This window comes from Bradyrhizobium sp. SZCCHNS1050, from assembly GCF_032484785.1.
In the GTDB taxonomy this organism is placed as follows: domain Bacteria; phylum Pseudomonadota; class Alphaproteobacteria; order Rhizobiales; family Xanthobacteraceae; genus Bradyrhizobium.
Genome location: NZ_JAUETR010000002.1, coordinates 328,776 through 340,103, shown reverse-complemented (window position 1 = coordinate 340,103; position 11,328 = coordinate 328,776). Strand labels below are relative to the sequence as shown.

Below are 11,328 nucleotides of genomic sequence, written 5' to 3'. Positions count from 1 at the left end.
ATCGGCCAATCCGCGTGCACCTACCCCGTGACGCGCGAAAGCCCGGCGCGAAGGCCGGGCTTTCGGCAGATTCCACCTTTTTTCCGCGAACCAGCTGTTGCTGGTGGCGGATGCGCCGGAGTGGTTAGCTCCGTTCGAAGCGTCCTGGTGACCTTGGCCACCTGGCACCAAGCGCGCCAGAGATGATGCGCACTAAGCTTCAACCGCTTCGATGTCACCCTCGTCGATATCGATCGGAGTGATGCGCCCGAATATCTCGACACCGACACTGAGTCGGCCCCTTGAGTCAATTCTCTCGACGCGAGCGCTGAAGTAGCAGAACGGTCCGTTGAGCACCCGGACCAACTGGCCGACCTCGAATGCGCGCGCCCGCTTGCTCTTCGGCGTGTTGGCGATGTCTTCGATTTTCCTGATGTCCTCGAACAGCTTGGGCGTGAGACGCGGCGTCCAGTCGCCAAACCGCAGCAGCCCCATCGCCCCGTCGACACCATGCCAGCACTGCCAGCGTTCCTCAAAGTCCGGAATCAGCACGGCGCCGAGGATCAAGGGCGACACGACATCGCGACGTTCGATCCATTCGAACCCTCTGCGCATGCGCCGGAATTCCTTCGACACAGTCATCACAGGCAGATACGCGCTGATGTTGCGCAGCCGGAAGGCCTTCATCACCTTCGCCTCGCAGTTCGGATGCGTGCGCAAGATGTACCAGCATTGCGGCACTGGCGCCGCCGCCGGCGCATGGAGCTTGGCGAGGTCGACGTAGCCCGCGAAGTCCCCAATCTGATAACCCATGTTCATGCTCTCTCCCCTGCTGCTGGTGACCACGTGCCGTCGCGCCTTGGCGGGAATGGCCTTGGCACGCGAAAGCCGTTGATGGATTTGCGGACTCGAAAATTCGGGTGCATCGGCGACAGGCCGTGCACGGATGGATCGTGCGGCTCGAGCCAGATGCGTTCGGCCTTCGGCTCAACGCCGAGCCACAGCTTGAGCCGGTCGCGCCAGGCCGCGAAGCGCTCCGAACCCTCGGCGACGATCTCCCAGCTGTCCCGCCCGGCGTCGTCGACAAACGCCGCGAGCGCCAGCAGATCCGGCTGCACGGGCATCGTGCGCCAGACGCCGCGGCCGAGCTGCTGATCAGCGACCAGCACCGGATCGCGCCGCTCGGCGATGCGCAAGGCGACCGTGAAGCCGGCAAGCTCCTCGCCCTGGATCAGGCGCCGCTCCGGAGGCGGTGGCCGCTCGTCGGGGAGCTTCGCGTTCGGAAACTCCCGAAAACCGCCGGACCGGACCCAGAGGTGAAATGCCCGTGGCTTCCATTTCAGCTTGCGGATCTGCGCCGCATAGTCCGGCACAGCCGCCCTGCAAAGCTTCTGGTCGTCAGCCGCGAGCGCCCGGAATTCGGCGAGTGCGAGATCGCGCCGCATCGCCTCGTGTTCCGGATACCCCTGCCATGCCGGCCCGAAATGCTCCGGCTCCGCTTCGCCTTCCTCACAAGCGCCAGCAGCCTCCCGCCCCCCGGAGGGGGGTAAGGGGGGAGATTCAGGTTCAGGTTCAGAGTTTAGGTGGTCGCAGCACTGCGAGGGCTGGCCGAGGGCTACGCCAGGGCTAACCGTTTCCGGCGCGGAATTTAGCCCTTGCTGCCTGCCAGGGCTAAACGCCCTTGATTTATCTTCGATTTCGATCCGGCCGAGCGCGCGTCCCTCGATCTCATCGGGATCGGCCTCGACATGCAGCCGGATCAGGTCCGTCGTCCGCTTGCCGCGCCCGTCGCCGTTGCGCACGCCCTTGTCGTCGATCCATTGCGCGATGCGCGACACGGCGCCGATCTCCTCGAGCCAGACCAGCCGGCGGCGCACGGTGTCAACCGAGAGATCAGTGTCCTTTGCCAGCTGGTCGAGACCGACGAAGCAGCACGCCTCGCCGTTGACGTAGAGCGCGGCCGAGCGCAGCACGCTTTTCGCCGGAGGGTTTCTCAGGTCTAGCGAGCGCGCCCATGCATGTGCCTCATCGGAGGCGACGTGTCGGGCCCGGCGCTTCTCACGAAACGCAGTCATGTTAGCAGTCTCACATTCGAAAGGCAGGGAAAGCTGTTCACGCCACGCACAGCAGGGTCACCCCTGCAGAAGGATCATCACGACGCGCTCCGGCTTCATCCGGGCCAGCGCCCCGCGCTCGACGGCCAGCGCCAGCCGATCCAACCAGGCGCGCCGCAGCCGCTTGCAGGCCTTCGGCTGACCATCCGGGCCGAGCACTTCGGCATCTTCGAGTTCGCCCAGCTTGGCGCCGTCGGTGGCGAGCAAGCAGATGACGGTCGCGAGCTTGATCGAGACCTCCCCATTGCCGGCCAGAGCGCGCAACAGGACGTCCGTCATTCGGCAGCCTCCAGCATCGAGGAGCTTGGGGGTGACGCCTGGCCCCGCGCCTTCACGAATAGATAGTCGAAGCAGCAACCTCCGCCTGCGCCGGCAAAGGGCAGATCAGGACGGCGGCGCTGGACGAGAACGCCCTGCTTGGCCTGCACGCAGAACTGCGCGTTGGCGCGGACGGCATGCAGCTCTGGCGCGCCTTGTGCGCTATAGGCGAGATCGCCGGTCGCGTAGATGATCGAGGCGCCAGGCGCGGCGTTGCGCACGGCCTCGACGAACTCCGCTATCGAGAGATGCCGTGTGCCCCTGGTGTCCATGTGGCCCCCGTTGCCTTCGGCTGCTCGCATCTGAAATCGCACGGCGGCGTGTGGCCGCCGTCGTCGATACGTTCTTCGTCGCGCCAGAACTCGGTCCAGTAGAGATCGTGGCCGCCCTGCGCCTCGCGCCGGCCGACTTTCACCATTTCGCAGCGAACGCATTCCTGCTCTGTCTTGTTGAGGAAGCGGACCTTCTCGCCCCAGCGATGGCGGGTGCTGGTCATCGGCGCGCCCGGGTCCTGATCTCCGGAATCGAGCCCGCGCCGCAGCACTTGACCTCGAACATCACTTCCTGATCGTGTTGATCACGATCCCAGATCGAGAAGGTCTCATTCGGCTTCGCGTCCGACGGCATGAGCCAGCCGCCGAGCGCCTTGCGCGCATCACGCTCGGCGTTCCCCGCCTCCGTCATTTCGCGACGAGCGCGCGCCTCGCGCTCGACGGACTGCTGCCATGCCTTGATGAGTTGTTTGCCTTTGCTCGACGCGCCCGCTTCGCTCATGGCCCCTCCAGAAGATCAGATTGCTGCTCGATATGACCCGCGCCCGCGTAGCCCATCGCGACCAGCGCCTGGGCAACGAGATGCCAGACGTGAACGCGCAGCCGCGGGTACTTCGTGAGATCGGCGGAACGCTGACGAACGAGGCGCGCCAGCTGCTGCGCCGAGCGCCCGCGAAAGGTCTCCGCGCGATAGTCGCCATACTCGCGCGTGCCGCCGATGTTGCAGATCCGCATGCGGGCGATCTCGGTGACTTGGCGCGTGATGGCGGAATGGAGCTCGACGCGGATGATGATCATTGGCCACCTCGCGCGCGAGCCTCGAAGCCCTCCGCCCAATCGCGCCGAAGCTGTTCAAGCTCCGGAGCTGCCAACAGCCCATCGCATTGGATGAACGTCTCGCCGCCAACGCAGCGCACGGCCCAGCGGCTGCTCGGCGAATACCCGCGATGCCGCCAACCGAGCCAATAGCCCAGGAACCAGCAGAGGCAGCAGGCGGCGAAGAATCCGGCGAGAACGGCTTGATTGATCATCGGCGATACCCCGCGAGGTAGTCCGCGCCGCCGACCTGATAGGTGATGCCGCTGCGATACTCGATCGGCACGCCGTTGAATCGGGCCATGCTGATGCCGGCTTCCATCCCGCGCGAGACGCCGCGATCGGTACACACGACGATCGCATCGGCCAGGTGCATCCAGGCGTGTCCAGCATTGATTCCGTGTGCGCGCTCGCGCTCATTGTCATCGTCAAGGATGCCCGGCTGCGTATAGAGCAGGTGTGACACCAACGGCGCCTCGCCGCGCAGCAGCGCGTCTTTCACGCAGGCGCGCGCATAGGCGACGTTGGCGACGATGTCGCCGGCATAGGGCGACTCCAGGATGACTCGCCGCATTTGCCGCGGCGTCAGCGTCCGACAGCTGAGGATCTCAGCCATTGCCCGTCCCCCCCTTGATGCGCGCCTCGTTGGCCTGCAGCCATTCCAGCGTCGCGGCGGCCGCTTCGAGCCGCGAGATGTGGTATTCCGCCTGCGACCGGCTCATCCCCGGCTTGACCTTGCGCTCGCGGATCTCGACGTTGATGGCGCCGATTTGCTGGCGCAGGGGGATCTTGTCGCTCATGGCCGCAACTCAGCAGTTGGCGCGAGCGCGGGACGCACGAGCTGCGCGAGGAAAGCGCGGCCGTCGTCGGTCACCATGATCCGCTTCGTCGTCGCATGCGCGAAGCCGGCGCCGATCAGGTGCCGCACCATCCCGCCGTCGATCGCCTCGCCCGCGTCGATCGCGCGCAGCGCCGCCTGCAACTCCAGCTCATCCGACGTCAGCGGCAGCCGCGTCTGCAGATGCCCGTCGACGACCTCGCCGGGCAACCGGTCGCTGCGCGCAAGATCCATCTCGGCTTGCTCAACCGCAATCGCTGACGACGTCCGGCGCAGGAACGGCGGGATCTCGAGATCAGGAAAGCCAGGGCCAGGTCTGCCCGCCGGCGGAACGGCGGTTTCGGCTCCGTTGTCCTGGTCGACTGGAGCCGGTTCGACTATCCCATCCTCCGACGCTAGAGGTAGCGCGGGCGGGGCTGGCAGATCTGCAGCACGCAGTGACTCGCCGCTGTCCGCAAACTGAACGTTTTCGTCGGGCGCATCAAAGCCCCAGGCTTCCCAGCCAGGCCGGCGACTACGCGCGTTGAATTCCACCTTCGGCACGTTGGGCCAGTGGAATTCGATCATCCTGTGAATGTTGTCCGGCTTCTCGCTATGCGCGCCGACCGGCTCGGTGAACACGCTGCGGAAATGCGCCGTCGCCGGAGGCACGACCTTGCCACGCACACCGACCAGCACGATCTCATGCTCGCCGGTGAACCAGTAGCCCATCCCGCGCGCCTCACCCATCCGCCGCTTGTCCCAGACCAGATGCGTGACGTAGGTGAAGCCCTGCAGCTCCATCACCTTGATGGCGACCGAGAGGTGCGGAATCGTCGTCCACTTGAACAGGATGCAGTCGTCGGCGAGGCAAGCGAACCGCTCGGCACAACGCGCTACAATTTCCTCAGGCGTTCGCGCCTCCGCGGCCGTCTCATAGTGCATCGACGGATGCCGCTCGGTGCCGGTCGCGGCAGACCATGTCTCATGGTCCCATTCGAAATCCTCGATCGCGACGCCGAACATTTTGTCGGGCAGCGCCTGGATCTTGCGACCGAACTCCGCCTCGCGCTCCTCGCGCCGTTCCTTCTTCGCCGCGATCTTGTCCCTGCGGATTTCCTTGATGACCGGCGCCAGCATCTTCTTGGCATCGGCGGTCAGCTTCCCCTCGGCGTCGCGCGGCAGCGAAGCCACGATCTGGGCCTGGCGCTCGATCGGCTGGGCTGCGATCTCGGCTGCAGCAGCAACCGAGATCTTGCCGCGGCTGGCCGCCTCGACGATCTCCGGCGCGGCATGCGCAATGACCGACCTGGCGCGGTCGATGCCGGCAACGTCAGCCTGCGTGATCTTGGCCGCCTGCTCGCGGCTAATGTTCGCAGATTGCGAAGTTTGTTCGGGGCGCCCCTGCCTCAGCGTGACCAGCCGCGCGCCGACCATGCGCCGCTCGTCGGCGGACATCTGGCGCCGATGCAGGTTGCGCGATAGCACGAAATCGAGAGGGTCGCCGTCGACCGCCTGCGCGAATTGCCGGAACAGGAAGCAATTGCCGACATCGAGAATATCGGCGGCCTGTAGCTTGTCGCCCTCATGCACCCCCGCATGGGACCAACCGGGACCCACACCCTCGCCCGTCGACATGATCCAGACGAGCGCGCGGTAGCGGTTGCGGCCGTCGAGGATCTGCACGGCGGCCTCGCCCTGCCCGATCAGGATGATCCGGTCTTTCAGGCCGTTGATGCGGATGTCCTCGGCCAGATCGTAGAAGTCCGCGCCCTCGATCAGCGGAAACAGCTCGGCATAGGGATGAAAAGCAAAGGTCATCAGAACGGCACCTCCGCAAGCTCCGGCTGATGACCGAGATCGGCCAGGAGCCGCAGGACGATGGAATCGAGTGACGGGATCTGCTCGCGCGGCGTGCGGTTGCCGCAGTTCTGGCGGTGCGTCAGCCAGCGCAGATTGCAACGGCGGTTGTCGAGCGTCTGACCGTTGATATGGTCGACGACGTGCGTCCGCATGAAGCGGTCCGAGCGCGGCTCCGCCTTGATCATGATCTCGCGATGCATGCGCAGCGTCGCGCGGTCAGGCCCGACATTGCGCTTGGCGTATTTTTGCCACGGCGTGCGCGAGCCCCAGGAGACGTTCCAAGTCGTCTCCGACAGCCACTCGTAATCCTCGGCGTCGACCAGGCACGAGATGTCGTCGCGGACCGACAACCAGATCCGGCGCCACGGCGTGCCGCTGAGGTCGATCAGGTCGAAGGCATGGAGATCGACCGGTCGCCGGGCAAGGTCGAAGGTTTCGCGGATCATCACGACGCCTTCCGCTTGTTCATGAAGTCCTGAAACAGCGGCGGCACGTACTCCTCGGCAAACGACTTGCCGTCCGCCGTCCGCCAGAGCCGCATCGGGTGGCCGCCGACGCTGGCGATGATCTCGCCATTGACCGGGATCAGCAGCTGCAGCGCCTCGATTACCTGCTCGCGTCCGATGCCGTCAGCCGTCAGGCGCTTGACCTGGGCGTGCAGCGGATGCTCCGACGTCATGCCGATCGCATGCATGTAGATGCCGTCGATCGACTCCTGCTCGGTAACCTCGCCTTGGTCCTTCTGCCGCCGCTTGATGATCCGGCGCATCGCCTTGGTGTCGAAGCCCTTTGCCTTCGCCTCGGCGAACAGCACCCTCTGATCATCCTTGAGCGCCACGATCTCCTCGACGATGCGCTCGATCCGTTCGATATAGGAGCTGAGCAGCTCGCGGCCTTCGGTGGTGGCGACGCTCATCGGCCAAACTCCAGGATCTGCGCATCGGCCAAAAGCGACGGATCGGCGCGCTCAGCGGCCAGCTTGAACAAGCCGGCGGCGCGCAGCGCGCGCTTCGCCGTCATCGCGACGTCGACCAGCAGCTGCCCGTCGATGCCGCGGATACGAACGCGGACCGCCAGATCCCCACGCACCGACAGCTCCATCACATGCGGCATCGAGACGACCTGCTCGGCGCCGACGACGGTCTCAGCATCCTCGGAGAAGCCAGCCGCATCCACGCGCGCCACGGACATCGGCGCAGGCGCCAGGCCGAGCTGCCGCTCACGCGCCATGCGCAGCGCCGCCGTGACGGCCGCCTCTGGCACGATCAGCCGCGCCGCCATCTCACGGGTGTCGAGGCCCGCCGCGAACATGTCGCCGGCGGCCGATATCAGCGCCTCGTCGGCCACAGCCTGCACGGCCGCCATCCGGTCATTGCGCTTGCGCGGGCCGATGGAGCCATCCGGTCTCATGCCAGCACCCCACGATTGCTGTGGATTGCCGCTTGCAACCGGGCCCCATCCGCTACAATCCCAAGCGGGGCCCTCACCGGCCTGCCTCCGCTGCCGGCCAATCGGCCAGGCTCACATGCTCGACGGCGCGTGTCCGCGCGCCGGAGCCCGCGGGCTTCCACCCGCGACCAGCGAAGGAGTCCGCCATGACAGACATGGCGAAGCCGCAGCTCGTGTACGTGCGAGCGTACGACCGGCGCCGGCTGGGACGGAAAGAGCACGTCTGTGCTCACACCCGTTCCTGGCCGACCCAGTTGAGCTTCGATTTCTGAGGCGGCGTCATAACCCGCCCCAGCCGGTGAGGGCCCACCCCGGGAGCCCGTTGCGCAAACGCCTTGAAATACAGGCGCGGCGTGACTTTTCCACAGCCGCGCACAGCCGCGCGGCGAGATCGCAAAAACCGATATCCACAGGCCGAAATAATTGCCTTGCGCGCCCTGCCCGCCGGATCGACCGGCGCCGCCCTGGCCTGATACGGTGCCGGTCATGGCAGCACCTCATCACCAGCAGCGGACGGCAGGCGCTGCACGACGCCAGCAAGCGCGACAGGGTCCGGCTCGATCATTTGCCAGAGGCTGTCAGGCGCATCGGCGCCGATGGCAGACAGAGCGGCCTTCAGGACTACGTAGGTCTTCGGCGGGAATTTGCCGGACGATTTGTAGCAGTGGACCGCCGGGTACTTCCCGCCGGTCAGTGTCATGATCGCTTCGATGCCGAGAGCGTCGAAGATCTGTTCGGTGGTTTCAAGGCGTCGGGGGATGTCCATAACCCCGACCGCTATCAAAATTATTTTGAAACTCAACAACCAAGTTTCTTTAATGGGATTTTAGCGATGCCTGCGCCATCCTTCGCGGCGATGAAAAAGCCGCCTGCGAAGCAACCCGAAACGCCGCCAGATCGTGAACGCACTCAAAGGCTTAAACGACTGCGCGAGATCACGAGCGGCAGCAGCCAGACGGCCTTCGCAAAAAAGTTGGATATATCCCCTGCCCGCTGGAACAATTTCGAGCGCGGCGCCCCGCTCAGCATCGAAATCGCGCAAAAGCTAGTGCGAATCATCCCCGGACTGTCCCTCGACTGGCTCTACAACGGAGAGCGGAGGGGCCTCAGCGTCGACCTTGATCGGCGTCTGCACGAGCCGGAGGCTGGCGACGATTCCGCGCGCGCTTGAGAGCGACGCAGGCTCACGGTCCGGCACAAGGAAGTTCTCAACAACGTCCCGCATGTAGGCGATGACGAGCAGCGCGTCGTCTACGTCCTCAGGCAACTGACCCACGAGCGACAGCGCATGTCGCCGGTGCCAGGCCTCCCCCTTCTTCCCCATTCCCAACCCCGCCTTGCGGCACGCCGTCCGAGCGAGCCCCATCCGCTTTCAAAAATATTTTGAGCGATCGGATTGAGTTTCAAAAATATTTTGATAAGAATGCATGTCATCGCAGACGGCCAGGTCGATCCTTCCCAATTGTCTTAACTGTGCTCGCCTACCTCCGGTGGCGCAAGCCATGGCTAACGAAAGGTTAGTTCCGATGGTTAACAGACAGAAACAAACCTCTCGCTGGCGGCGCGAGCAGCTACTGCGGCACGGCCCGCAGGAGACCCATGCCCCGCTGGCGGCCGCGCTCGTCGTCATCGTGTTGGCTGCGATGGTGCCGCTTGCCGGCGCCGGACTGATTGCCCGCTTTGCATCGTCGGAACGTCCGGCCTGCTCCGACAGGCCCATTCTCGCCGTCCTGACCGACTGCGCGGTGTCGCGATGATCATCAGACGGTCTGCCCTCCTCACCCGCATCGAGGCCGCGTCATGAAGCTGAAACATCAGTTGCAGCGGGTCACCTACATCACCAAGCGCGGCGAACGCCGCATCTACGAATATCACCGCAAGCCGTGGCCGAGCACGGTCGATCAGTGCATCGCCGTGCTGGCGCGCGGGCCGCTGCACCGGGAAGGCAACGCTCAGTGGCGCACCGACGGCCGCGGGCGCCGCTTCAGAAACGCCACCGTCGAGAAGGCGATCGCGCGCGGCCTGGCCGAGCGCAGGGGCGATAGGGTCTTCCTGGTCATTCGCGAGGCGGCAGAATGAGCGTGATCACTGTCATGGCCGTGCACCTCGACGAGGAGCTGCAGGCGCGCGGCGTGCTCGGCATCGGCCGTGCGGACTGCGCCGAGATCTTGCGCGCCGTGATCGAGCGTACGTCCGAGGTTGCCGAGAAGGCCGTCGCCGCCGTCCCTGGCCTGCCCGCGCGCGAGCCACCGAAGGTCTGACGCAACATGCCCCTGCCAGCCCTTCCGGCCGCCCTGGAGGCCCATTTCGCCATCCAGGCGACAATCGGACTGCCGGAGCTCTGCCGCTTGCTCCCCATGGACCGCAAGACGCTGGCGCGGCATATTGAGGCTGGGCGGCTCACCGGGCGGATCAAAGGATGTGGTCGGAAGAAGCCCCGCCGCGTGTTCATGCCACGCGACGTGGCCGCCTTCCTCGAGGCCCTGTCCGCCCCGGAGCCAGCCCAGCCGAAAGTGCGCTCATGTCCATCTACCAGACCCGGAAGAGCCCCTACTGGCAGTACGACTTCGAGATCGAACATCTTCGCTTTTACGGCTCCACAAAGCTCCGGGATGAACGTCAGGCTCAGGCCTTCGAGGACGCGCGCAAGATCGAAGCCCGCGCCCTCGTCGAGCGACTGAAGGCCGAGGGCTCGTCGCCTCTGACCCTCAAGGCTGCCTGCGACCGCTGGTGGACCGAGCACGGCTCGACCCTGGCCGACCAGCGCATCCGCAGCGTGCTCGATCGCCTGGTCGAGATCATGGGCGCACGAACCTATCTGCACACCATCAGCGACGACGCCGTTTCGCGCATGGTCACTGAGCGACGGAAGGATACAAGGCGCGACCGCACCGTGGTCGAGAACGGCCGCAAGGTCATCCTGCACCGTCCGATCACTCCGCGCACGGTCAACCGCACCATCGACCTGCTGCGCCAGGTCATGTACCGCGCCGCCGACAACTGGAACGCGGCGATCGTCAAGATGCCGAAGTGGCGCAAGCACCGGCTGAAGCAGGTCAAGCGCCACATCCGCGAGATCTCGGCGGCCGAGGAAGCGACGCTCGACGCAGCGGAGGATCGCGATTATGCCGACGTCAGGCGATTTGCCATCATCACCGGCCTGCGCAAGGGCAACCTGTTCCTGACCTGGCCCCAGGTCGATTTCGAATTAGCGGTCATCCGTGTCATCACCAAAGGGGGCCAGCCGCGGGTGATCCCGCTGACCAAGGAAGCCTATCAGATGCTGTGGCGCCGGCGCGGCGATCATCCTGTCTACGTATTCACCTTCGCCGCCAAACGCACCTGGAAGAAGCACCCGAAGAATGGCGAACAGCGGATCAAGGGCCAGCGCTATCCCATCACATATTACGGCTTCACCACCTATGCGCGGCGCTGGAAAAAGCTCGGCATCGCCGCCCGCATCCACGATTTGCGCCATACGACGGGCATGCGCACGCTACGGCGGACCCGAAACCTCAAGGTTGTGCAGACGCTACTGGGACATACGGACATTAAAACGACGGCGACGTTCTATACGGACGCGCTGGTCGAGGATCTGCGGCAGGCGATGGAGGAAACCGCGTCAGCCGGACGCAGCGCCACTCGTCCAAAATCCCACATCCTTCCGAAGTCGTGATATAGACTTGGATTGCACATTTTG

The 11,328-nt window shown here is 65.1% G+C and carries 18 protein-coding genes; 5 read left to right on the top strand and 13 right to left on the bottom strand.

Annotation, left to right across the window (positions count from 1 at the left end):
* Window positions 1-192: 192 nt before the first annotated feature.
* The 13 genes from QX094_RS25940 to QX094_RS25880 form a co-directional block, all read right to left on the bottom strand.
* The gene (locus tag QX094_RS25940; protein ID WP_316188310.1) at window positions 193-798 is read right to left on the bottom strand and encodes a transcription termination/antitermination protein NusG; all 606 of its coding nucleotides are present in this window, start codon (window positions 796-798) and stop codon (window positions 193-195) included.
* Window positions 795-2,054: a hypothetical protein gene (locus QX094_RS25935; protein ID WP_316188309.1), complete on the bottom strand. Its 1,260-nt coding sequence runs from the start codon at window positions 2,052-2,054 to the stop codon at window positions 795-797. Before QX094_RS25935 ends, QX094_RS25940 begins: the two co-directional genes overlap by 4 nt.
* A 57-nt stretch (window positions 2,055-2,111) precedes the next feature.
* Window positions 2,112-2,372 (bottom strand): hypothetical protein, encoded by a 261-nt coding sequence (locus tag QX094_RS25930; protein WP_316188308.1) that lies wholly within the window; start codon window positions 2,370-2,372, stop codon window positions 2,112-2,114.
* Window positions 2,369-2,683 (bottom strand): hypothetical protein, encoded by a 315-nt coding sequence (locus QX094_RS25925; protein WP_316188307.1) that lies wholly within the window; start codon window positions 2,681-2,683, stop codon window positions 2,369-2,371. The genes QX094_RS25930 and QX094_RS25925 overlap by 4 nt, the downstream gene beginning before the upstream one ends.
* The gene (locus QX094_RS25920; protein WP_316188306.1) at window positions 2,650-2,907 is read right to left on the bottom strand and encodes a hypothetical protein; all 258 of its coding nucleotides are present in this window, start codon (window positions 2,905-2,907) and stop codon (window positions 2,650-2,652) included. The genes QX094_RS25925 and QX094_RS25920 overlap by 34 nt, the downstream gene beginning before the upstream one ends.
* Window positions 2,904-3,185: a hypothetical protein gene (locus QX094_RS25915; RefSeq protein WP_316158757.1), complete on the bottom strand. Its 282-nt coding sequence runs from the start codon at window positions 3,183-3,185 to the stop codon at window positions 2,904-2,906. The genes QX094_RS25920 and QX094_RS25915 overlap by 4 nt, the downstream gene beginning before the upstream one ends.
* Window positions 3,182-3,481 carry a hypothetical protein gene (locus tag QX094_RS25910; RefSeq protein WP_316165380.1) on the bottom strand — a complete coding sequence of 100 codons (300 nt, stop codon included), beginning with the start codon at window positions 3,479-3,481 and terminating at the stop codon, window positions 3,182-3,184. Before QX094_RS25910 ends, QX094_RS25915 begins: the two co-directional genes overlap by 4 nt.
* Before the next feature lie 229 nt (window positions 3,482-3,710).
* Complete coding sequence (locus QX094_RS25905; protein WP_316188305.1) at window positions 3,711-4,115, bottom strand: hypothetical protein; 405 nt, start codon at window positions 4,113-4,115, stop codon at window positions 3,711-3,713.
* Window positions 4,108-4,299, bottom strand: coding sequence for a hypothetical protein (locus QX094_RS25900; protein WP_316188304.1), 192 nt, complete (start codon window positions 4,297-4,299; stop codon window positions 4,108-4,110). Before QX094_RS25900 ends, QX094_RS25905 begins: the two co-directional genes overlap by 8 nt.
* Complete coding sequence (locus tag QX094_RS25895) at window positions 4,296-6,137, bottom strand: MT-A70 family methyltransferase (RefSeq protein WP_316188303.1); 1,842 nt, start codon at window positions 6,135-6,137, stop codon at window positions 4,296-4,298. Before QX094_RS25895 ends, QX094_RS25900 begins: the two co-directional genes overlap by 4 nt.
* Window positions 6,137-6,625 carry an HNH endonuclease gene (locus QX094_RS25890; protein WP_316188302.1) on the bottom strand — a complete coding sequence of 163 codons (489 nt, stop codon included), beginning with the start codon at window positions 6,623-6,625 and terminating at the stop codon, window positions 6,137-6,139. Before QX094_RS25890 ends, QX094_RS25895 begins: the two co-directional genes overlap by 1 nt.
* Window positions 6,625-7,095, bottom strand: coding sequence for a DUF2312 domain-containing protein (locus QX094_RS25885; RefSeq protein ID WP_316188301.1), 471 nt, complete (start codon window positions 7,093-7,095; stop codon window positions 6,625-6,627). The genes QX094_RS25890 and QX094_RS25885 overlap by 1 nt, the downstream gene beginning before the upstream one ends.
* Complete coding sequence (locus tag QX094_RS25880; RefSeq protein ID WP_316188300.1) at window positions 7,092-7,589, bottom strand: hypothetical protein; 498 nt, start codon at window positions 7,587-7,589, stop codon at window positions 7,092-7,094. Before QX094_RS25880 ends, QX094_RS25885 begins: the two co-directional genes overlap by 4 nt.
* Window positions 7,590-7,950: 361 nt before the next feature.
* Between QX094_RS25880 and QX094_RS25875 the strand changes: the two genes are divergently transcribed.
* The 5 genes from QX094_RS25875 to QX094_RS25855 all read left to right on the top strand — a co-directional run bounded on the left by QX094_RS25875 (window position 7,951) and on the right by QX094_RS25855 (window position 11,304).
* Window positions 7,951-8,799, top strand: a complete 849-nt coding sequence (locus QX094_RS25875) for a helix-turn-helix transcriptional regulator (protein ID WP_316188299.1) — start codon at window positions 7,951-7,953, stop codon at window positions 8,797-8,799.
* A 355-nt stretch (window positions 8,800-9,154) separates the two neighbouring features.
* Complete coding sequence (locus tag QX094_RS25870) at window positions 9,155-9,385, top strand: hypothetical protein (protein ID WP_316188298.1); 231 nt, start codon at window positions 9,155-9,157, stop codon at window positions 9,383-9,385.
* 43 nt (window positions 9,386-9,428) lie between these two features.
* On the top strand, window positions 9,429-9,707 hold the full coding sequence (locus QX094_RS25865; protein ID WP_316188297.1) for a hypothetical protein: 279 nt from the start codon (window positions 9,429-9,431) through the stop codon (window positions 9,705-9,707).
* Window positions 9,704-9,889, top strand: a complete 186-nt coding sequence (locus QX094_RS25860; RefSeq protein ID WP_316188296.1) for a hypothetical protein — start codon at window positions 9,704-9,706, stop codon at window positions 9,887-9,889. The genes QX094_RS25865 and QX094_RS25860 overlap by 4 nt, the downstream gene beginning before the upstream one ends.
* A gap of 260 nt (window positions 9,890-10,149) precedes the next feature.
* On the top strand, window positions 10,150-11,304 hold the full coding sequence (locus tag QX094_RS25855) for a site-specific integrase (RefSeq protein ID WP_316188295.1): 1,155 nt from the start codon (window positions 10,150-10,152) through the stop codon (window positions 11,302-11,304).
* Window positions 11,305-11,328: the final 24 nt, after the last annotated feature.